Origin of the sequence: Streptomyces winkii, assembly GCF_032248595.1 — a bacterium.
In the GTDB taxonomy this organism is placed as follows: Bacteria; Actinomycetota; Actinomycetes; order Streptomycetales; family Streptomycetaceae; genus Streptomyces; species Streptomyces winkii.
On record NZ_JASTTH010000006.1, the window covers coordinates 250,945 to 272,095 of the forward strand.

Here is a 21,151-nt window from a genome sequence, read left to right on the forward strand (position 1 = left end):
CAGGCGGCCCGGACGGGCGGTCGCGCAGCGCGCCGGGGCACCGGCCGGGGCACCGGCATCGAGCGAAGTCCCGGTTCAGATGCGTGTCCCGGTCAGGACGCCGCCCGCCTGGTACGGCCCTCGCCGAGGGCCCGGATGAGCTGCTGCCGGTTCATGCGGGAGCGGCCCTGGACGTCCTGCTCCGTGGCGCGCTCGTACAGGTCGCGCTTGCTCAGCTCGGACAGCCGCCGGCTGCCGTCGCCGGCCTCAGGCCGGGACCTGGGGCGGGAGCGGGAGGCGCGGGACTCCCTGCGCGAGCCGGCCTGGTCGACGCTGCGCCGCAGCGCGTCCTCCAGGTCCACGACGTTGGTGGGCGGGGGCGGCTCCTCCTCGGCGGCGACCTCGCGGCCGTCGCGCTTGGCCTCGACGAGCTGCCAGACCTTCCTCTCGTAGCTGTCCTCGTACTCCTCCGGACGCCACTCCACCGACATGGTGTCGATGAGCTGCCGCGCGCTGCGCAGCTCCTTGCTCTCCGCCCGCTCGCGTCCGGGCAGCCGGGGAAGCTCCCGCCGCGGGTCGCGGACCTCGTCGGCCCAGTGCAGGGTGTGCAGTTCGAGCACGTCGGCCTGTGCGCGGAGCGCGACGAGGTACTCCCTCGCGTGCATCACGAAGGTCGCGACGCCCGCCTTGCCGGACTCCGCGAGGGCCGTGGTCAGCAGCCGGTAGACCCTGGCGTACTCGTCGCTCCTGGGGGCCAGGTAGTAGGTGCTGCTGAAGAAGGCCGGCTCCACCTCTTCCAGGTCGACGAAGCCGCTGATCTCGATGGCCTGGGACCTGCCCGGCGCGATCTCCGCCAGTTCCTCCGGCTCGACGACGACGTACTCCCCTCCTCCTGCGTCGTAGCCCTTGACGACGTCCTCGTAGTCGACGCGCTTGCCGGTGCGCTCGTTGACCCGCCGGTTGCGCACTCGGTCGCCCGTGCCGCGTTGCAGCTGGTGGAAGTGGACCGCGTGGTCCTGTACGGCGGCGTAGAGCTGCACGGGCACGGTCACAAGACCGAAGGTGATCACTCCGCTCCATATCGGGCGGGCCATGTCCTCGGCCTCCTCTCCTGCGCGGGATGCCTGGGGCGGCGGGTAACCCCGTCGGTGCGGTTCACGCCGCCCGGTTCGCTCGCGGGGGGGGGCGCTCGCCGCTCGCAGCGGTCCACTCACGGTCGGTCAGGCCGCGTGGCGCCCCGTGGGGAACCGCTCCCACACCCTGTGGGTCTGCAACAGGGCCACGATCTGCTCGAACAGCGTCCGCGGGTCGCTGTCGAGCACGACTCCGGGTGCCAGCTCGTCGCAGCCCGCAGCGGCCAGGACGTCGCCGCTGCCCTTGAGACCGCCCAGCGCCTTGGCGTGCCGGTACGCCTCGGAGAGCAGATTCAGCACCCGCGGATCGGTGCCCAGGCCGTCGGGGCCGTCCAGTGCGGCCTTCGCGTCGCGGGCCCCGTACGCGTCCTCGCCGCGCGCGGGCACACCGGCCAGCAGGATCGCGTCGAACTCGACGGACCGGGCGTTGGCGAACGTGCGCTGAACGGTGATCCCGTCCGCGATGTGCCCGCCCTTCGGCGCGATCACCAGCGGCACCATCCCGGCGTCCAGCGCGGAGCGGCGCAGCGTGCGCAGGGCGTCGAGGTCGCTCTCGCCGTCGGCGACGATGCCGACGACGCGGCCGGTGACCGGCCAGCTCCCCCCGATCTGCGAGAGCGCCGGGCTGGGCGCGACGTCCGCGAGCGGCCCCGGGGCGGCGGGCGCGGGCAGCCCGAGCCCGGCGGCGACCTGCGCGCACAGGCCCGGGTCGATCTCGGCGAGCACACGCAGATTGCGCTCCTTGACGGTGTTCTCGTAGCACTTGCTCAGCTCGAAGGTGTACGCGGCGATCACGTGCTCGCGCTCCACCGGGGAGAGCGACAGATAGAAGCGGCGCGGCTGGCTGGTGTGGTCGTCGAACGAGGCGGGCGCCTCGCGTACCTTCGCCGCGCCCTCTGGCACGCGCACCGGCGTCTCGACGTAGCCGCGCTCGCCCGCGCCCGCGAGGAACGGGCAGCCACCGTCGAGCGAGTTGGGCCGGAACGGCGCGACGCCGGCGTGGACGGCCGTCTGGTGCATGCCGTCGCGCAGCATGTCGTTGACCGGAGCGTGCGTGCGGTTGACGGGGATCTGCGCGAAGTTCGGCCCGCCCAGCCTGCTGATCTGCGTGTCGAGATAGGAGAAGAGGCGCCCGGCGAGCAGCGGGTCGTCGGTGACGTCGATGCCGGGCACGAGATGGCCCGGGTGGAAGGCGACCTGCTCGGTCTCCGCGAAGTAGTTGGACGGATTCGCGTTGAGCGTCAGCAGACCGATCGGCTGTACGGGAGCCGTCTCCTCCGGAACGATCTTCGTCGGGTCCAGCAGATCGATGCCCGCGAAGGCCTGCTCCGGGGTGTCCGGGAAGGTCTGGATGCCCAGCTCCCACTCCGGGTACGCGCCCGCCTCGATCGCATCGGCCAGGTCCCTGCGGTGGAAGTCGGGGTCGACGCCGTTCACGATCTGGGCCTCCTCCCACAGCAGGGAGTGCACACCGGCCTTCGGCTTCCAGTGGAACTTCGCCAGCGTCGTCTTCCCCTCGGCGTCCACGAGGCGGAAGGTGTGCACGCCGAAGCCCTCCATCATGCGGAAGGAGCGCGGCAGTGCCCGGTCGGACATGTTCCAGATGGTGTGGTGCGTGGCCTCCGTGTGCAGCGAGACGAAGTCCCAGAAGGTGTCGTGCGCGCTCTGCGCCTGCGGGATCTCCCGGTCGGGGTGCGGCTTGGCGGCGTGGATGACGTCAGGGAACTTGATCGCGTCCTGGATGAAGAAGACCGGGATGTTGTTGCCGACGAGGTCGAAGGTCCCCTCGGAGGTGTAGAACTTCGTGGCGAATCCGCGGGTGTCCCGCACCGTGTCCGCCGAGCCGCGCGAGCCCAGCACCGTGGAGAAGCGCACGAAGACGGGTGTCTCCGCGCCCTCGCCGAGGAATGCCGCCCTGGTGACGGTGGCGGCCGTGCCGTAACCGCGGAAGACGCCGTGCGCGGCGGCGCCCCGCGCGTGCACCACCCGCTCCGGAATCCTCTCGTGGTCGAAGTGGGTGATCTTCTCCCGCAGATGGTGGTCCTGGAGCAGTACGGGACCGCGCTCGCCGGCCTTCAGGGAGTGGTCGCTGTCGGGCAGCCTCAGCCCCTGGGCGGTGGTCAGCCGCGCCCCGCTCTGCGCCAGTACGGCGGAGTCCGCCCCGGAGGCCTCGCCCGTGGGCGAGTACGTTCCGGGCCCGGTCTGGTCGGGTTTGGGCGGCAGCGGCTCGCGGGGTTCGGTGGGCTCCTCAAGGTGCGGGGCCTCGGGCGCCGGACGTCCCGGGATCTCCGAGTTCCGTGCGGTGCGGTCCCTGCCGTCCTGCGCGCGCCGAGAGTCTGCCACGGGTCCTCCATGAGGAAGTCTGCGAGCTTTGCCGGGGATCGGGCCGGTGTATCCGCCGGGGCCGCGCTCAAACAGCGGCCCGCGCGTACGGCCGCGCGCATGCCCTCAGTGGTGGAAGGCCGTCGCGACGGAGGCCGGGCGCTGCAACGGGCCGCTCTGGCTGCGCAGTTCGGGCAGCAGCCCCGTCAGATCGTCCATGAACAGGTCGGAGAGGTCCGCCGTGAAGCCGTTGCGGCACACGATCCGGAGCACGGCCAGGTCCTCGCGGTTCGGCGGGAAGGTGTACGCGGGCACCAGCCAGCCCCGCTCGCGCAGCCGCCGCGAGACGTCGAAGACGTCGAAGCTCGTGACGTCCGGGCCGGTGGTGAAGGCGAAGACGGGCAGCTCGTCGCCGCGGGTCAGCATGCGGAAGTCGCCCGTCTCCCCGATCCGTGCGGCGAGCGAGCGCGCCACGTCGCGCGCCGCCTGCTGTACGGCGCGGAAGCCGCCGCGGCCCAGCCGCAGAAACGTGTAGTACTGCGCGGCGACCTGCGCTCCGGGCCGGGAGAAGTTCAGCGCGAAGGTGGGCATGTCGCCGCCGAGGTAGTTCACGCGGAAGACCAGCTCCTCCGGCAGCGCATCCGGCGAACGCCACAGCGCCCAGCCGACGCCGGGGTAGACCAGGCCGTACTTGTGGCCCGAGGTGTTGATGGAGGCCACGCGCGGCAGCCGGAAGTCCCACAGCAGGTCCTCGTCGAGGAAGGGCGCGATCATCGCGCCGGACGCTCCGTCGACGTGCACCGGCACGTCGATTCCCGTGCGCTCCTGGAGGCCGTCGAGCGCCTCGCACACCTCGGCGACCGGCTCGTACGACCCGTCGAACGTCGAGCCGAGCACCGCCACGACGCCGACGGTGTTCTCGTCGCACAGCGCCGCCGCGGCCTGCGGGTCGATGTGGAACCGCTCGCCCTCCATGGGGACTTGGCGGGCCTCCACCTCCCAGAAGTTGCAGAACTTCTCCCAGCACACCTGCACGTTGGCGCCCATGACCAGGTTCGGCCTCGCGGTCGAGGGGTAGCGGTCGCCGACCCGGCGGGCCCAGCGGCGCTTGAGCGCCAGGCCCGTGAGCATGCACGCCTCGCTGGAGCCGGTGGTGGAGCAGCCGACGGCCGCGGAGGGGTCCGGGGCGTTCCACAGGTCGGCGAGCATCGCCACGCAGCGCCGCTCCAGTTCGGCGGTGCGCGGGTATTCGTCCTTGTCGACCATGTTCTTGTCCCGGCACTGGGCCATCAGCTCGCCCGCCTGCGGCTCCATCCACGTGGTGACGAAAGTCGCAAGGTTGAGGCGGGAGTTGCCGTCCAGCATCAGCTCGTCGTGCACGAGCTGGCGGGCCGCCTCCGCGGCCATGGGGCTGTCGGGCAGCCGGTGGCGGGGCGGCTCCGTGGTCATTCCGCTGACGGGGTCGGCCTCGCCGTAGAAGGGGTTGACGGAGATCGCGCCGTGCTCCGTACGGGGACGGGGGCGGGAGTGGCCGTCTCCGGCCCGCCTGCCGTCCGCGCCACGGTGGCCGTCTCCGGCTCGTCTGCCGTCGCCGCGGCCGGTGCGGGTGCCGGGGTCGCTCCGGCCCTTGTGCAGCGACATCTGTCAGCGCCCTCCCGGCGGCGGTCGCGGATGGCCCTTCTGCCGCGAACCTACGGGCTTCGGGCCGGTCCGGCCCGCCGGGCTGAGCCGGTCGGGGGCCCGGCCCGGCGGGGTGCCACGCGGGGACGCATGCAAGGACGGGCCGCAAGACCGGAAGCGCACAGGCCCCCGGCCGCCGCCCGGTTCACGGCTTGACGGCCAGCCCGGCCCAGAGCGCCACCTCGGCGTCCGCGACGTCCTGTTCGCTGCCGATGCACGCGCCCGTCCGCCGGTACGGCCGCCACCGGTGCGGCACCGCGATGCCCGGCTCGACGAGGTCGAGACCGTCGAAGAAGCGGGCGAACTCCTCCCTGCTGCGCGACTGCGCCCGCACCACCCGCTGCGTGTAGACCGCCCCGGCCCGCCCCATCGTCTCGGGCGCGAAGTCGCTCGTACCGTGCGAGAGGACGAGCGCGGAACCGGACGGCAGCGCCCCGACGTAGCGCCGGAGCAGGTCGTACGCGCCGTACTCGTCGGGCACGAAGTGCAGCAGCGCCAGCACGCTCAGCGCCACGGGACGGGTCAGATCCAGCGTCCGCTCCAGCTCCGGAGCCTTCAGGACGGAGTCCGGCTCGGTGAAGTCGGCGTGCAGATAGGCCGTACGGCCCTCCGGTGAGCTGTTCATGAGGGCGCGCGCGTGCGCGAGTACGAGCGGGTCGTTGTCGACGTAGACGACGCGGGCGCGCGGGTTCTCGCCCTGGACGACCTGATGGAGGTTCGGCTCGGTCGGTATGCCCGTGCCGATGTCGAGGAACTGGCCGAGCCCCAGCTCGCCGGCGAGCACCCCGGCCGCGCGGTGCATGAACGCCCTGTTGGTGCGGGCGGCGGTCCGCGCGCCGGGCCAGACCGCGAGCACCTGGTCGCCCGCCTCGCGGTCGGCCGCGTAGTTGGTCTTGCCGCCGAGGTAGTAGTCGTAGACGCGGGACGAGTGGGGTTTGTCCATCTCCAGGTCGAGCGGGCTCGCAGGCCCGGCCGTGCCCTCGTCCGCCATCCAGAGGCTCCTTAGACGGCGCACGGTGCGCCGCACCCCCCATTTCTCCCCCGCCCGGGAGCGCCGCACACCGCCCGCGCGGAACCGCCGTCCGGCCTCCGATCAGCGGTTTCCCTGCGTCACGCCTTGCCCAACAGCTGCTGTCGGCACGCCTGTTGGGAGATCTCCGGCTGAGGGTCGTCAGTGGGGGAAGGGACGGCGCAGCGCGCACTCGGGGTTGAGGCCGACGCCGAATCCGGGGGTCTCCGGCAGCCGCAGCCGGCCGCCGGCCGGCACGGGCTCGTCCACGAGCAGCGGGCTGAACATCGGCACCACCTCGTCCGCCCCCGGCGCCATCATCAGGAACTCCGCGAACGGGCTGTTGTGACGGGTGATCACGAAGTGGTACGAGTACACGCTCGACCCGTGCGGCACGACCAGCTTGCCGTGCGCGTCGGCGAGTGCGGAGATCTTCAGCAGCTCGGTGAGACCGCCGCACCAGCCCACGTCGGGCTGGACGATGTCGGCGCAGCCCATCTCCAGCAGCAGCCGGAACCCGAGCCGCCCCGCCTCGTGCTCGCCGGTCGAAGTGAGCATCCCCGCGGGGAGGTTGCGGCGCAGCTCGGCGTAGCCCCAGTAGTCGTCCGGGGGCAGCGCCTCCTCGATCCAGCGCACGCCCAGGCCGTCGAGTTCGTGGCCGAGCCGGGTGGCGTACGGGACGTCGAGCGACATCCAGCAGTCGTAGGCGAGGAAGAAGTCGTCACCGACCCGCTCGCGCATGGCCCGCATCGCCTCGACGTTGGCGCGCAGCCCTTCGGGGCCCTCGGCGGGGGCGTGCCGGAGCGGCATCTTCCCGCCGATGAAGCCCATCGCCTCGGCGAGGTCGGGGCGTGCGCCCGTCGCGTAGAAGACCTGCTCGTCGCGGACCGGGCCGCCGAGCAGCGCGTACACGGGTTCCTCCCGCAGCTTCCCCAGCAGGTCCCACAGGGCGAGGTCGACGCCGCTGACGGCGTTGAGCACGAGGCCCTTGCGCCCGTAGAAGAGGGTGGACCGGTACATCTGGTCCCAGATCCGCTCCAACTCGCAGGCGGGCGCGCCCTCGACGAAGCGGGCGAGGTGGTTCTCGACGATCCAGGCGGCGGGCTCCCCTCCGGTGGTGACGGCGAAGCCGGTCGTGCCGTCCTCGGCCTCCGCCTCGACGACGAGCGAGCCGAGCACGTCCAGGCCGAAGCTCCGGCGGCTGTCGCGGTACTCGGGGTAGACGGACATGGGCGTGGCGATGTGGTCGTCGATCCAGTGGCCGGCCGGCTGGTCGTGGTAGTCGGCGCCGCCCTGTGCCTCGACGGTGAAGGCGCGCAGATGACGGATTCGCGGGGCGCGGGCGCTCACTCGGGGGCCTCCCTGGTCGTCGTCGGGGACGTCTCCGCGGAGCCGGTGCTCCCGGGGGCGGAGTCCTGCGGATCGTGCGGGCAGACCAGCACCTTGCCGGCGTGGTCCCCGCCTTGTGCGAGGGCGGTGAAGCTTCCGGCCGCGCCGTCCAGGCCGACGCGGCCCTCGATGAGCACGGACAGGTCGGTGTCCGTCCCGGCGACCCAGCGCGCGGTCTGTGCGAACTCTGCGGCGGAGTAGCAGAAGCTGCCGATGAGGGAGCGCTCCTGGGTGCTCACCGCGTACGCGGGCAACCCCAGCCGCGGGGCGTGCATGCCGACCAGGACCACCCGTCCTCCCAGGGCGGTGACGGTCAGGGCGTCGCCGACGGTGCCCTCGGTGCCGACGGCGTCCAGGGTCGCCGTCGGCCGGTCGCCGAGCATCTCCCGTGCGAGCGCGCCGAGTTCACCGGCGCCGGGGTCGACGGCGGCGATGCCGAGCCTGCCCAGCAGGGCCCGCCGCCCGGGGTGGGGCTCGCTGACCACGACCCGCCGGGCGCCGAGACGGAGGGCGCCGAGGGCCGCGGCCTGCCCGATGGGCCCGCCGCCGATGACGAGGACGCGGTCGCCGGGGCCGCACTGCCCTCGTACGGCGGCGTGGTAACCGACCGCGAGGGGCTCGACGAGCGCCCCGTACTCGGCGGGCATGCTCTCGGGGAGTGCGACCGCGTTCCCGGCGGGCGCGGTCATCGTCTCGGCGAAGGCCGAACGGATCGCGGGGTCCACGCCGATGACGCGGCGCGCCGGGCACAGCTGCTCGGCGCCGGCCCGGCAGGCCTCGCAGCCGCCGCACGCGATGACGGGGTTGACCGTCACCAACTGCCCCTCGTGCAGGCCGTGTTCGACGGTCTCGGCCGCTCCGGCACCTAGTCCGGCGATGCGTCCGACCGTCTCGTGGCCCATGACCTGGCCGGGGAAGCGGCGGCCGTTCTCGCCGGTGAAGCCGTGGACGTCGGATCCGCAGATGCCGGTGGCGAGGACCGAGATCGCCACCTCTCCCGCGGCGGCTTCCGGGTCGGGAAGGTCCTCGACCTCCAGCTGCCAGTCCCCCTTCAGTACGAGCGCCCGCATCAGACGGCCCCCTCCACCTCGGCGCCCCGTGCTTCGGCGGCGCCGTGCGCCGTCTCCATGCGGCGGGTCCGGCGCTGCCATGCGCCGAGTCCGGCCAGCAGACATGCGCCGGCGAGCGTGAAGCCGGCGATCACGTGAAGCCCCGCGGTCTGCGAGCCGGCGACGCCGTCCGCCCAGGTCTTCACGTTGGGCGCGACGAACCCGCCCACCGAGCCGAGGGAGTTGATCAGCGCGATCCCGCCCGCGGCCGCGGCTCCGGTGAGGAACGCGGTGGGCTGGGTCCAGAACACCGGTTGTACGGCGATGAATCCGGCGGCGGCGACGCACAGCGCGGCCAGCGCGAGGCCCGGCGACCCGGCGGCGGCCGAGCCCGCGATCCCGGCGGCGCCGGCGACCAGGCAGCAGACCGCGACGGACAGGCGGCGGCCCGTACGGTCGCTGACGCGGCCGGCGACGACGCATCCGACGATCGCGCAGACCCACGGCACGGCCGTCACCAGGCTGACCTCGACGCCGACGTCCGTGCCGAGCAGGGCACCGACCTGGGTGGGGAGGAAGAACGTGACGCCGTAGACGGAGACCTGGATGACGAAGTAGATCAGCGAGAGGTAGAGCACCCGGCCGCTGCGCAGGGCCCGCAGCACGCTGCTCTCCTCCCCGCGGGCGTCTTCGGCGCCTGCCGCCGCGGCGAGGGCGCCCTTCTCATGCGGCGTCAGCCAGCTGGCGGACTCCGGGGAGTCGGGCAGGACGCGCAGCGCGATCACGCCGACGACGACGGTGACCAGACCCTGCACGAGGAAGAGCCACTGCCAGCCGTGCAGGCCGCTCAGGCCGTCCATCTCCAGCAGCAGTCCGGACAGGGGGCTGCCGAAGATGAACGCGAGCGGGGCGCCGAAGTAGAACAGCGACATCACGCGGGCCCGGTGACCGGCGGGCACCCACAGCGTCAGGAAATAGATCACGCCGGGGAAGAAGCCGGCTTCGGCGACGCCGAGCAGGAACCGCAGCACGTAGAAGACGCCCGCCGTGTGCGCCGTCATCAGCGCGGCCGAGATCACGCCCCACGTGATCATGATGCGGGCCATCCACACACGCGCGCCGAAGCGCCGCAGCAGCAGATTGCTGGGGACCTCCAGCAGCACGTAGCCGAGGAAGAAGATCCCGGCGCCGAACGCGTAGGCGGCGTCGCCGAGTCGGGTGTCCGCCTGGAAGGACTCCTGGGCGAAGCCGATGTTGACCCGGTCCAGGAAGGCCAGCACGTACATCAGCAGCAGGAACGGCACCAGGCGGCGTACGGCCTTGGACACCGCCGACTCCACGGCTCCGTCGTGGTCCTGCCGCGCCTCCTCGGCGGCGGCCGCGGGCCCGGTGCCCCGCACGGGAGTGTCACTCATGTGTGCCCCCTCGGGCTTGTGAAGTTCTCCCATATGAACTAGCGTTCTCGTCCAAGAACATCTGTCATGTGACGCGACGGCACCCCGCGGTGTCAATACCGAGGAAGGGCTGCCATGGCGGAGCAGCAGACGAATGCCGTGAAGTCCGCGGACAGAGTGCTGGCCATCCTCGACCTCGTCGCCGACCGCGGCCCGGTCCGCTTCACCGACGTCACGTCGGGGCTGGGCCTGCCCCGCTCCAGCGCGCACGGCCTGCTCGCGACGCTCGCCGCGCGCAACTACCTGGAGTTCGACGAGGAGACGCGGCGCTACGGCCTCGGCCTGAGCGCATGGCGGCTCAGCCAGGCCTACTCCGGCCACGGCGATCTCGAACGGCATGCGCGCCCGCTGATGGAGGAGCTGGCGACGGAGAGCGGGGAGACCGTCCAACTCGCCCGTCTCGACGGCATCCACAACGTCTACATCGCCATCGCCCACTCGCCCCGGCCCATGAAGCTCGTCTCCCACGTCGGCTCCCGGCTGCACGCGCACGCGACCGGCGTCGGCAAGATGCTGCTGGCCGGCCTCTCCCCCGAGGAGGCCAGACGCCGCCTCTCCGCGCAGGAACTGCCCCGGCTGACCGACCGCACCGTGACGGACGTCGACGAGTTGATGGACGTACTGGAGAAGGTCCGCGAGGCCGGATTCGCCGAGGACCACGAGGAGTACGTCGAGGGCTGCCGCTGCGTGGCCGTGCCCGTGCGCGCCCGCGACGGCGAGACGGTCGCCGCGATGTCGGTGTCGATGCCCGCCTTCCGCTGCGACGACGACCGGGCCCGCGCACATCTGAGGCTGCTGCGCGCGACCGCCGCCAGACTTCAGCGGCTGACCGGCGGCTGAGCCCCCGTCACCGCGGGGTCATGCCTGCGGATACAGCCAGCGCCGCAGCACCCGGCTGAGCCCGGGCATCACGGCGTACGTGAGCAGCGGCGCGAGGAAGACGGGGAAGACGGCCGTGGCCGCCGGAAGCGGCCAGCCGCGGAAGTACCCGGCGACGAGGGCGTCGTAGAGCAGGGCGAACGGTAGACGCCCAGAATCGTCACCAGCGACATGTTCCAGCGGGCCGGCGGCCTCGCCGCGACGCCCGGGACGTCGAACCAGGCCTCCAGCCCGGTCGTGGCGGCCTGCGGCCGCACGTCGCGGGCGCCCCTTCACACGTTCCTGCCATGCGGCCCTCTCGGGCGACTCCATCCACTGCTGGAGGCTCGCCGTGTCGGCGAACCGCCCGCCGTGTCGGCGAACCGCACGACCGCCCGGTAGCGCCGGCTGCCGCCCTCGGGCCGGAGCCAGGTGACTTCCCGCTGGCCGGGGGGCGCCGCGGCCGCCGCCTCGACGCCGTGCGCCCACTCCTCGAACTCCGCTTCCCTGCCCGGGGTGACCTCGCTCGTCACTGCCACCGGCTTCCCCTGGTGCATCCGTCCGGAGCCGCGACTCGGGCTGATTCATACGGTATTGGCCTAGTATGAACCCTTCGTTGCGATCGCTCAGTGATCTACCGGAGGTGCACATGTCCGTACGCGGCCCCTCGCTCACCGAGCGCGGTCCGGGCCTCGGGGAACGCGGTCCCGGGCCGGTGCCCGTCACCCTTTCGGTCAACGGGGCCGAGCGGTCACTGGAGATCGAGCCCCGGGTCAGCCTGCTCGACGCGCTGCGCGAGCGCCTCGACCTGACCGGCCCCAAGAAGGGCTGCGACCAAGGCGCTTGCGGCGCCTGCACGGTCTGGATCGACGGACGCCGCGTCCTGGCGTGCCTCACCCTCGCGCTGTCCTGCGAGGGCCGTGAGATCACCACCATCGAGGGGCTGGCCGGGCCGGACGGTCAACTCCACCCGATGCAGCGGGCGTTCATCGCCGAGGACGCCTTCCAGTGCGGCTACTGCACCCCCGGCCAGATCATGTCCGCGGTCGCGCTCACCGCCGAGGGCCACACCTCGGACGACGACGAGATCAAGGAATGGATGAGCGGCAACCTCTGCCGCTGCGCCGCCTATCCCCACATCCGGGCCGCCGTCCGCGCCGTCCGCGACGGCTCCTGAAAACGCCTCTGACCCCGCCTCCGCCCCCGGCTCCGGCACAGCCCGGCACCACGCAGCCCGAGAAACGGAGTACGTCCCGTGCGGCTCATCACCTACTCCCGCGCCGCCGACGCCGACGGCGCGGTCACGACCGTCAGCGCCGATCCGACGAGCGACTTCCTCGCCGGAGGCACCACGGAGATCGACCTTCTCCGGCAGAACGTCCTCACCCCGCGCCGTCTCGTCGACATCAACGAGCTGCCGCTGACAGGCGTCGACGAGGCGCCCGACGGCGGCCTGCGCATCGGCGCCCTGGCCCGGATGAGCGAGGTGGCCGCCTCCCCGCTCGTACGGGAGAGGCTCCCCGTCGTCGCCCAGGCGCTGGAGGCCGGTGCGTCGCCGCAGCTGCGCAACATGGCCTCCATGGGCGGCAATCTGATGCAGCGGGTGCGCTGCCCCTATTACCGCGACGCCGTCTCCCCCTGCAACCGGCGCGAGCCCGGCACCGGATGCTCCGCGATCGAGGGCTTCAGCCGCGGCCACGCCGTACTCGGCACGAGCGAGCACTGCATCGCCACCCACCCCTCCGACGTCGCGGTGGCCCTCGCCGCTCTCGACGCACGCGTGCACACGTACGGCACGAAGGGCGAACAGGCCTACGGCATCGACGACTTCTTCCTGACGCCCGGCCACACTCCGCACCGCGAGCACCCGTTGGAGCACGGCGAGCTGATCACCGCGATCGAGGTGCCGTCATCGCCGGTCGCCCGGCGCTCCCTCTATCTGAAGGTGCGTGACCGCGAGAGCTACGAGTTCGCGCTGGTCTCCGCCGCCTGCGCGCTCTCCCTCGTGGACGGCACCATCGCGGACGTACGGCTGGCCCTGGGCGGCGTGGCCACCAAGCCCTGGCGGGCCCACCGGGCCGAAGGCGTCCTGCTCGGTGCGGCCGCGGAGACGGAGAGCTTCACCGAGGCGGCCCGCGTGGAGCTGTCCGACGCGCGGCCCACCGCGCACAACGCGTTCAAGACCGAGCTCGCGCAGCGGGTGATCGTACGCGTCCTGGAAACCCTGACGGCGAACGGGAGAACCTCATGACGACGGCCATCGGACAGCCGCTCGAACGCGTCGACGGCCGCGCCAAGGTCACCGGCTCCGCCCGCTACCCCACCGAGATCCCGGCGCCCGCCATGGCCCACGCGTGCCTCGTCGGCGCCCGCATCGCCGGCGGCCACGTCACCGCCGTCGACGCGTCGGCCGCCTGGGAGGAGCCCGGCGTGCTCGCGGTGCTCACCCACGAGAACCTGCCGCGGATCGCCGAGCAGCCGCCGCTCGTCCCGTCCCTCTTCGGCGGACCGGCGCCCGGCGAGACCTTCTTCCCGATGCAGGACGACGTCGTGCACTACGCGGGGCAGCACATCGCCCTCGTCGTCGCCGACACCCACGAGCGCGCCCAGCACGCGGCGGCGCTCGTGCGCGTCGAGTACGAGGAGTCCGAACCGCTGACGACCGTCGAGCAGGGCCGCGGCCACGCGTACGAGCCGGAGGCGATCTTCGGGGGGTTCATGCCCGGACGCAGCACACGCGGCGACGTCGACTCCGGCCTGGAGAAGGCCGAGACCGTGGTGGACGCGACGTTCCGGTGCGCCGCCAACAACCACAATCCGCTGGAGACTTCGGGCACCACGGCGATGTGGGACGGCGACGAGTTGCTCCTCCACGACGGCACCCAGGGCGTCAACGCCACCCAGCTCACGGTGGCCACGCTCCTCGGCATCCCGGTCTCGAAGGTCCGCGTCGCCGGCGAGTACGTCGGCGGAAGCTTCGGCTGCAAGGCGATGATCTGGCACCACCCCACGCTGGCGGCGCTGGCCGCGCGGGAGGTCGGACGCCCCGTCAAACTGGCCCTGACACGCGAGCAGATGTTCACGTCCTGCGGGCACCGCGAGGAGCAGGAGCAGCGCATCACGCTCGGCGCCACGCGCGACGGCCGGATCACCGCGCTGCGCCACCACAAGATCTCCCCCACCTCGCACTTCGACGACTGGGCCGAGCCCTCCCTGGCCACGGCCTCGCAGATGTACGCGTGCGAGAACTACGAGGGCGTCTACCGCCTCTTCCGCGCCAACACCATGACGCCGACGTTCATGCGCGCGCCCGGCGACTCGTCCGGCATGTTCGCGCTTGAGGGCGCGATGGACGAACTCGCCCACAGGACCGGCCTGGACCCGATCGAGCTGCGGCTGCGCAACTTCGCGGAGACCGACCCCGTCTCCGGCAGCCCGTGGTCCAGCAACGGCCTCAAGGAGTGCTACGAGCGCGGGGCGGCCCGCTTCGGCTGGTACGACCGCGACCCCGAGCCCCGCTCCCGCCGCGAGGGGAACTGGCTGATCGGCACGGGCATGGCCGCGGCCGGGTACCCGGCGACGCCGCCCGGTGCGCCGCAGCGTGCCAGGGCGCGCATCTACGCGGACGGCAGCGTCCTCGTGCAGGCCGCCACCCCCGAGTTCGGCACCGGGGTCGCGACCGCGATGGCGCAGGTGGCCGCGGACGCCCTCGGCGTGCCCGTGGAGCGCTGCCGGTTCGAGAAGGGCGACACGGACTTCCCCGGGATCGCGGCGGCCGTCGGCTCGGCCGGCGCCGGGATGATCAGCGCCGCGGTGCACACCGCGGCGACGGCGCTCCGAGACCAGCTCATCGGGGAGGCCGTTGCGGACGGCGGCTCGCCGCTGCACGGCGCGGACCCGTCCGGCGTCGTCGTGCGGGACGGGACGATGACGTCGGGCACCGCCTCCGAGTCGTACGCGGAGCTGCTGCGGCGCAACCACCGCCCGGACGCCGAGGCCCCGGGCACCTGGACCCCGCCGGGCATGGACACCCCGTACGGGATGCTCACGTTCGGCGCGCAGTTCGCGGAGGTCGCCGTCGACCCGGAGCTGGGCCTGGTACGGGTGAGGCGCATGGCGGGGGCCTTCGCGCCGGGCCGGGTGCTCAACGCCCGTACTGCGCGGAGCCAGTTGATGGGCGGCATGCTCTGGGGGCTCGGGCAGGCGCTGCTGGAGACCAACCACATGGACCCGCGCACGGGCCGCTGGGTCGCGGGCAGCCTGGGCGACTACCTGATCCCGGTGAACGCCGACGCCCCGGACGTCGCGGTCGAACTCGTCGAGGTCGAGGACCGGATCGTCAATCCGCTCGGGGTGAAGGGCGTCGGCGAGATCGGGCAGGTCGGTGCGAACGCCGCCATCGCCAACGCCGTTCACCACGCGATCGGCCGGCGCATCCGCAAGATGCCCATCACGATCGAGGACGTCATCGGGGACGTCACCCGGCCCGGCGCCTCCGCCGGCGCGGAGCGGTGAGGATCAGCAGAGCCGCGGCGACGACGGTGAAGGCCTGCGAGATGACCGCGACCCTCTTGTCGTTGTTCCACAGCGGCTCGTACATGTCGGGGAACGGCCCGAGTTGGCCGACGTCGGCGTACCGGTAGATCAGCAGCAGCGCCAGGCCGCCGCCCGCGACGACGAAGGCGAAGACGTCCGCCGGGAGCCGGCGCCACACCAGGACGAGAAGCGCGGCGAGCGCCCCGAGTGCCGCCTCCAGGCGGAAGAGGTCGCCCTGGCTGACGGACGCGGCGACGCCGTCGTACGTCGGGGCGAGGCCCGCGTGCACAGAGGCGTTCACCGCGAGCCCGGCGGCGGCCACCAGCCTGGCCGCCAGCCGCGAGAACCTGTGCGAGGGGCGCGCGGGACGCCGGTGGTCAGTGGCCGCCACCGGCGCCGTCCTGCGGTTTCTTCCTGACCGCCTTGCCGTCGGGGGCGAGCGCGAACCACTTGGCCCCGAACTGGTCGAGGCCCTGGCCGTTGGTCTGCCCGGCCTTCTGGTCGGCCTGGAAGAAGTACAACGGGCGTCCCCTGTAGGTGACCTGGGTCTTGCCGTCGCTGCGCTTGGAGGTGCCGAGCAGGTTCTCCTCCACGCCGCCGCCTCCCGCGACCGGCCGGCCCTTGACGATCATCGGCGGCCACGCCTGCGCACAGCCGCCGGAGCACGTCGACTTGGCGGTCTTGTCCTTCTCGAAGAGATAGAGGGTCTTGTGCTGCCCGCCCGTGAGCACCTTCCCGAGATCGCTCGAACGGGCCGCCACCGTCTTGGCCTTCGCGGAGCTCTCCGGGTGCTCTCTCGGCGACTTCGAGGCTCCCCCTCCGCCGCCGTCCCCGCCTCCGCAGGCGCTGACGAGGACGAGCAGCACCGCCGCGACCGCCGCGGACGCTGCCTTTCTGACGCCGTTTCTCATCGGGCCTCCCGTGCGCGGCTGTCCACCTACTCACTAGAGCCGAGGTGCCGGCGTCCGGCCATTCCACGGGGGCCGATCCGCGTACGGGTGCGGACCCCCGTACTGCGGGGAAAGGGCTCCGTGCTACCTTCACGACTTAGGTAAGCCTTGCTTAAATACGCCCTTATGGCACTGTCCGCGTCCGCACACCGTCCGTTCCGTCAGCCACCGGGAGATCGCATGTCCGCCTCCGCCCGAAGCCGAACTCTCATAGCCGGAGCGGCCGTTCCCCTTCTCGCCGCCGCGGCGCTGACCGGCTGCGCGGAGAAGTCGAAGTCCGGCGGGGACGGCGGCGTCCAGGTCACCGCGGAGGACTCCGCGTGCAAGGTCTCGGACAAGGAGTTCCCCGCCGGGCACGTACGGCTCCACGTCGAGAACAAGGGCACCAAGGTCACCGAGGTCTACATCTACGCGCCCGGGGACCGCATCGTCACCGAGCGGGAGAACATCGGCCCCGGCACGAAGGCCGAGATCACCGCCGAGGTCGAGGCGGGCAAGTACGAGATCGCCTGCAAGCCCGGCATGAAGGGCGACGGCATCCGCCAGAAGGTCACCGCGAGCGGCAAGGGAGCGGCCGCGAAGCGCGATCCGAAGCTGGACGCCGCGGTCGCCGCGTACCGCAAGTACGTACAGCAGCAGGCCGACGAGACGCTGCCCAAGGCGCAGAAGTTCGTTGACGCCGTCGAGGACGGCGACGTCGCCGAAGCGAAGAAGAAGTACGCCGGCTCCCGCATCGGCTGGGAGCGCACCGAGCCCGTCGCGGAGTCCTTCGGCGACATCGACCCCAAGGTCGACGTCCGCGAGGACGGCCTGGAGGAGGGCCAGAAGTGGACGGGCTGGCACAAGCTGGAGAAGTCCCTGTGGGAGAAGAAGAAGATCTCCGCGGAGGACAAGGAGCTGGGCCGCCGGCTGATGAAGGACCTCAAGGACTGGCGCGACCGCGTCGGCAAGGCCCAGATCACCCCCACCAGCATGGCCAACGGCGCCAAGGAGCTCCTCGACGAGGTGGCCACCGGCAAGGTCACCGGCGAGGAGGAGCGCTACAGCCACACCGACCTGGTCGACTTCCAGGCCAACGTCGAGGGCGCGCAGAAGGCGTACGAACTGCTCAAGCCGGTGACGTCCAAGAAGGACGCGCAGCTGGCGAAGGACCTGGACGCGGAGTTCGCCTCGATCGGCAAGCTCCTGGACAAGCACCGGGAAGGTGACGGCTTCGTCGCGTACGACACGGTCAGCAAGGGCGAGCGCAAGAAGCTCTCGGACGGCGTGAATTCACTGGCCGAACCGCTGTCGCGGCTCGCCGCGTCGGTCGCGTCGTAAGGGGGCGGCAGTGACGGCTGACGACACCGGGAAACAACGTTCCGAACACTCCGAGGCCTCCGAGGCCTCCGAGGGCCACGCGGTGAAGACCTCCGGGGACGGCGCCGGGGACCACGCCGGGGAGGCCCGCGAGACGGGCGAGGCGGGCGGCGAAACCCGGCGCGGCACCGCGCGTCCCGGGCGCCGCGCGCTGCTCGGCTGGGGCGGCGCCGGCATCGCGCTCGGCGCGGCGACGGCCGGCGGCACGGCCGCCGCGCTCGGCTACGGGAACGACGCCGGGACCGTCGCGGCCGGCTCGTCCGGCGCGGTGCCCTTCCACGGCGAGCACCAGGCCGGAATCGCCACCGCCGTGCAGGACAGGCTGCACTTCGCCGCGTTCGACGTCCTCACCGACGACCGTGCCGCGCTGATCGACCTGTTGCAGCGCTGGACGCGCGCGGCGGCCCGGATGACCGCGGGAGACACGATCGGCACGGGCGCGGTCGGCGGTCCGGCCGAGGCGCCGCCGGACGACACCGGCGAGGCGCTGGGGCTGCCGCCGTCGCGGCTCACGCTCACCTTCGGAGTCGGCCCGTCCCTCTTCGAGGACGACAAGGGCAAGGACCGCTTCGGCATCCGGAAGAGGCGGCCCGACGCCCTCCCCGATCTGCCGCACTTCCCCGGCGACGACCTCGACGAGAAGCGCAGCGGCGGCGACCTGTGCGTGCAGGCGTGCGCGGACGACCCCCAGGTCGCGGTGCACGCCGTGCGCAATCTGGCGCGCATCGGCTTCGGCAAGGTGTCCGTGCGCTGGTCGCAGCTCGGCTTCGGCAAGACCTCCTCGACGACGCCCAGCGAGCAGACGCCGCGCAACCTCTTCGGGTTCAAGGACGGCACGCGCAACATCTCCGGCGACGACGCCGCGGCGCTGAGGCGGCACGTGTGGGCGGGGAAGAAGGACGGCCCGGAGTGGATGGCGGGCGGCTCGTACCTCGTGGCCCGCCGCATCCGCATGAACATCGAGATCTGGGACCGTACACCGCTGGCCGAGCAGGAGATGATCTTCGGCCGCAGCAAGGGCGAGGGCGCACCGGCGGGCCGCCGCCGCGAGCGCGACCCGGTGCGGCTCTCCGCGATGGCGCCCGTGGCGCACGTGAGGCTGGCGCACCCGGACTCCAACAACGGCATTCGCATTCTGCGCCGGGGCTACAACTTCACGGACGGCACGGACGGTCTGGGCCGTCTGGAGGCGGGGCTGTTCTTCCTCGCGTACCAGCGTGACGTGCGGGAGGGCTTCATCCCGCTTCAGCGGCACCTCGCCCGCGACGACACCGAGCTCAACGAGTACATCCAGCACGTCGGTTCGGCGGTTTTCGCGGTGCCGCCCGGTGTCCGCGACTCCGCCGACTGGTGGGCCCGGCAGCTCTTCTCCTGACCCCGCATCCGTCTCGCACACGGGAGGAAACACGCGTGTTCGGCAACTACTTGATCGGTCTGCGCGAGGGGCTGGAGGCCAGCCTGGTCGTGTGCATCCTCGTCGCCTATCTCGTCAAGACGGACAACCGGGCGAAGCTGCCGCCCGTCTGGACGGGCGTGGGCATCGCCGTCGGGGTGAGCCTGGCCTTCGGCGCGGGGCTCCAATTCGGCACGCAGGAGCTGACGTTCACCGCTCAGGAGGCGATCGGCGGCTCGCTGTCGATCGCCGCGGTGGGCCTGGTGACGTGGATGGTCTTCTGGATGCGGCGCACCGCGCGGCATCTCAAGGCGGAGCTGGAGGGCAAGCTCGACGCGGCTCTCGCGATGGGCAACGGTGCGCTGGTGGCGACCGCGCTGCTCGCGGTGGGGCGCGAGGGCATCGAGACGTCCCTGTTCGTGTGGCGGTCCGTGGACGCCGCGGACGACGGGGCGAAGCCTCTGGCGGGCGCCCTGCTGGGCATCGTCACGGCGGTCGTGATGGGCTGGCTGTTCTACCGGGGCGCGCTGCGGATCAACCTGGCCCGGTTCTTCACGTGGACGGGCGGACTGCTCATCGTCGTCGCGGCGGGAGTCCTCGCCTACGGCGTGCACGATCTTCAGGAGGCCCGGTTCCTCGGCGGCCTGGAGAACAAGGCGTTCGACGTCAGTTCCGCGGTGCCCGTGGACAGTTGGTACGGCATCCTCCTCAAAGGCACGGTCAACTTCCAGCCGGACCCGACCGTCGTGCAGGCGTGCGTGTGGGTGCTGTACGTCGTGCCGGTGCTCTACCTCTTCCTGCGCAAGCCGAGGCCGTCGCAGGGGCGGACGCGGAGCGAGACGGCCGAAGGGACGCCCCAGGGCGCCGGCACCGGCGACCGGGAGCCCGCACGCTGACGGCCCGGCTCCGCGGGGGCCGGCTCCGCGGGGGCCCGGCGCCCTATTCGGATTGACGGCGGCGGTACGGGGAATGCAGTTTCCCGTACCGCCGCCGCCCGCTTTCGATCTTCACAATTCTGCTTCCGTGGGACTTCCGCGAACTTCCGCGAGTTTCAGTGGTATTGACAACTGAAACCTCAACGGCTGCTCAAAACTTCTTCTCCAAATCGGTCATACGCACAGAACCACGCCCCACTCGGGCAGTTGACGGGCCATGCGGCCATTGACCTCGCCAGTTGGGGCATGGAACTCTACGACCACTGGGCGATGACCTGTGAAGCCGAAGCGGGGGCTTTGTCAAAATGCATACTCGTATTGTGATCGGCGACGAGAGGCGTCTTTACTCGGAAGCCATCGCGGCGACACTCAATCTCATCCACGATTTCGAAGTCGTGGCGACCGTGAACAACAGCAGGGAAATAGTTCCCACTGTTCTCCGGATGCTTCCCGCGGTGACCGTACTGGGCACGAACACGACGGGACGCGCCGGGCGCTGCCTGGCGGACGAATTGCGTACCGCAATCCCCCGGTGCCGTATCGCGGTCATCGGCTCTAGCCCCGGCGCGCCCGCCAGACGCCAGGAGTCGGCGGCCCCGGGATTACTGAGCGTCGTGCCCGACAATGCGGCCCTGCCGCAGCTGGTGAATGCGATACGGGGACTCGTCGCGAGCAATGCGCGCAGCGCACCGAATGCGGCGAGAACGGCCAATCCGGCCGGCGCGGCAGGAGCCGCCAATGCGGCCGGCGGCCCGCTCGACACGGCGCTGATCCGCCAGCGGCCGTGCAGCGGAAGGTCGCTCAGCACGAGAGAAAAGGAAGTGCTCCGGCTCACCGCCGGCGGCGCTCCCGTGCGGGAAATCGCCGCGGAACTCTTCCTCTCCCCCGGCACGGTACGGAATGTGACCTCCAGCGCGATCAAGAAGCTGGGCGGCCGCAACCGCTTCGACGCGGCCTGCATCGCCTCCAAGCGGGGCTGGCTCTGAACTTCCGGACGGCCCGGCCGTGAAGCCCTCCGGCCGGGCCGTCCGGATTCCAACCGTGAACTCCTGACCAGCCGTGACCAGCCGTAACCAGGCGCACCCTTGACACCACCGGGCGCACG

At 71.9% G+C, this 21,151-nt stretch carries 18 protein-coding genes; 8 read left to right on the plus strand and 10 right to left on the minus strand.

Going from position 1 to position 21,151, the window contains the following annotated elements; genetic code table 11:
• Positions 1-92: 92 nt before the first annotated feature.
• The 7 genes from ku to QQM67_RS20030 form a co-directional block, all read right to left on the minus strand.
• Positions 93-1,073, minus strand: a complete 981-nt coding sequence (ku, locus tag QQM67_RS20000) for a non-homologous end joining protein Ku (protein ID WP_314175334.1) — start codon at positions 1,071-1,073, stop codon at positions 93-95.
• 126 nt (positions 1,074-1,199) lie between these two features.
• Positions 1,200-3,398, minus strand: coding sequence for a catalase (locus QQM67_RS20005; protein WP_314175626.1), 2,199 nt, complete (start codon positions 3,396-3,398; stop codon positions 1,200-1,202).
• 162 nt (positions 3,399-3,560) lie between these two features.
• Complete coding sequence (locus QQM67_RS20010; RefSeq protein ID WP_314175335.1) at positions 3,561-5,075, minus strand: glutamate decarboxylase; 1,515 nt, start codon at positions 5,073-5,075, stop codon at positions 3,561-3,563.
• A gap of 184 nt (positions 5,076-5,259) precedes the next feature.
• Complete coding sequence (locus tag QQM67_RS20015; protein WP_314175336.1) at positions 5,260-6,105, minus strand: SAM-dependent methyltransferase; 846 nt, start codon at positions 6,103-6,105, stop codon at positions 5,260-5,262.
• 180 nt (positions 6,106-6,285) lie between these two features.
• Positions 6,286-7,473: an L-rhamnonate dehydratase gene (gene rhmD / locus QQM67_RS20020; RefSeq protein ID WP_314175337.1), complete on the minus strand. Its 1,188-nt coding sequence runs from the start codon at positions 7,471-7,473 to the stop codon at positions 6,286-6,288.
• Positions 7,470-8,582: a zinc-dependent alcohol dehydrogenase gene (locus tag QQM67_RS20025; RefSeq protein WP_314175338.1), complete on the minus strand. Its 1,113-nt coding sequence runs from the start codon at positions 8,580-8,582 to the stop codon at positions 7,470-7,472. The genes rhmD and QQM67_RS20025 overlap by 4 nt, the downstream gene beginning before the upstream one ends.
• A complete protein-coding gene (locus QQM67_RS20030; protein ID WP_314175339.1) occupies positions 8,582-9,976 on the minus strand; it encodes an MFS transporter in 1,395 nt (464 codons plus the stop codon). The genes QQM67_RS20025 and QQM67_RS20030 overlap by 1 nt, the downstream gene beginning before the upstream one ends.
• Positions 9,977-10,090: 114 nt before the next feature.
• Here QQM67_RS20030 and QQM67_RS20035 point away from each other — a divergent pair, with 114 nt between their 5' ends.
• Positions 10,091-10,855, plus strand: coding sequence for an IclR family transcriptional regulator (locus tag QQM67_RS20035; RefSeq protein WP_314175340.1), 765 nt, complete (start codon positions 10,091-10,093; stop codon positions 10,853-10,855).
• A gap of 18 nt (positions 10,856-10,873) precedes the next feature.
• Here the strand turns inward: QQM67_RS20035 and QQM67_RS20040 are convergent, their stop codons facing one another.
• Positions 10,874-11,206 carry a hypothetical protein gene (locus QQM67_RS20040; RefSeq protein ID WP_314175341.1) on the minus strand — a complete coding sequence of 111 codons (333 nt, stop codon included), beginning with the start codon at positions 11,204-11,206 and terminating at the stop codon, positions 10,874-10,876.
• 316 nt (positions 11,207-11,522) lie between these two features.
• Between QQM67_RS20040 and QQM67_RS20045 the strand changes: the two genes are divergently transcribed.
• The 3 genes from QQM67_RS20045 (at position 11,523) to QQM67_RS20055 (ending at position 15,388) form a co-directional block, all read left to right on the plus strand.
• On the plus strand, positions 11,523-12,050 hold the full coding sequence (locus QQM67_RS20045; RefSeq protein ID WP_314175342.1) for a (2Fe-2S)-binding protein: 528 nt from the start codon (positions 11,523-11,525) through the stop codon (positions 12,048-12,050).
• 78 nt (positions 12,051-12,128) lie between these two features.
• The gene (locus QQM67_RS20050) at positions 12,129-13,124 is read left to right on the plus strand and encodes an FAD binding domain-containing protein (protein ID WP_314175343.1); all 996 of its coding nucleotides are present in this window, start codon (positions 12,129-12,131) and stop codon (positions 13,122-13,124) included.
• Positions 13,121-15,388 carry a xanthine dehydrogenase family protein molybdopterin-binding subunit gene (locus QQM67_RS20055; protein WP_314175344.1) on the plus strand — a complete coding sequence of 756 codons (2,268 nt, stop codon included), beginning with the start codon at positions 13,121-13,123 and terminating at the stop codon, positions 15,386-15,388. The genes QQM67_RS20050 and QQM67_RS20055 overlap by 4 nt, the downstream gene beginning before the upstream one ends.
• Here QQM67_RS20055 and QQM67_RS20060 read toward each other — a convergent pair.
• Both QQM67_RS20060 and QQM67_RS20065 read right to left on the minus strand, forming a co-directional pair.
• Positions 15,351-15,800 (minus strand): hypothetical protein, encoded by a 450-nt coding sequence (locus tag QQM67_RS20060; protein ID WP_314175345.1) that lies wholly within the window; start codon positions 15,798-15,800, stop codon positions 15,351-15,353. The genes QQM67_RS20055 and QQM67_RS20060 overlap by 38 nt on opposite strands.
• Positions 15,787-16,320, minus strand: coding sequence for a COG4315 family predicted lipoprotein (locus QQM67_RS20065; protein ID WP_314175346.1), 534 nt, complete (start codon positions 16,318-16,320; stop codon positions 15,787-15,789). Before QQM67_RS20065 ends, QQM67_RS20060 begins: the two co-directional genes overlap by 14 nt.
• 219 nt (positions 16,321-16,539) lie before the next feature.
• Here QQM67_RS20065 and efeO point away from each other — a divergent pair, with 219 nt between their 5' ends.
• From efeO to QQM67_RS20085, 4 genes are all read left to right on the plus strand, one after another.
• Entirely contained in the window at positions 16,540-17,679 is a 1,140-nt protein-coding gene (gene efeO, locus QQM67_RS20070) for an iron uptake system protein EfeO (RefSeq protein ID WP_314175347.1), read from the plus strand.
• A gap of 82 nt (positions 17,680-17,761) precedes the next feature.
• Entirely contained in the window at positions 17,762-19,093 is a 1,332-nt protein-coding gene (efeB, locus tag QQM67_RS20075) for an iron uptake transporter deferrochelatase/peroxidase subunit (RefSeq protein WP_399067291.1), read from the plus strand.
• A 35-nt stretch (positions 19,094-19,128) separates the two neighbouring features.
• Positions 19,129-20,007 (plus strand): iron uptake transporter permease EfeU, encoded by an 879-nt coding sequence (gene efeU, locus QQM67_RS20080; protein ID WP_314175349.1) that lies wholly within the window; start codon positions 19,129-19,131, stop codon positions 20,005-20,007.
• A gap of 359 nt (positions 20,008-20,366) precedes the next feature.
• A complete protein-coding gene (locus QQM67_RS20085; RefSeq protein ID WP_314175350.1) occupies positions 20,367-21,032 on the plus strand; it encodes a response regulator transcription factor in 666 nt (221 codons plus the stop codon).
• Positions 21,033-21,151: the final 119 nt, after the last annotated feature.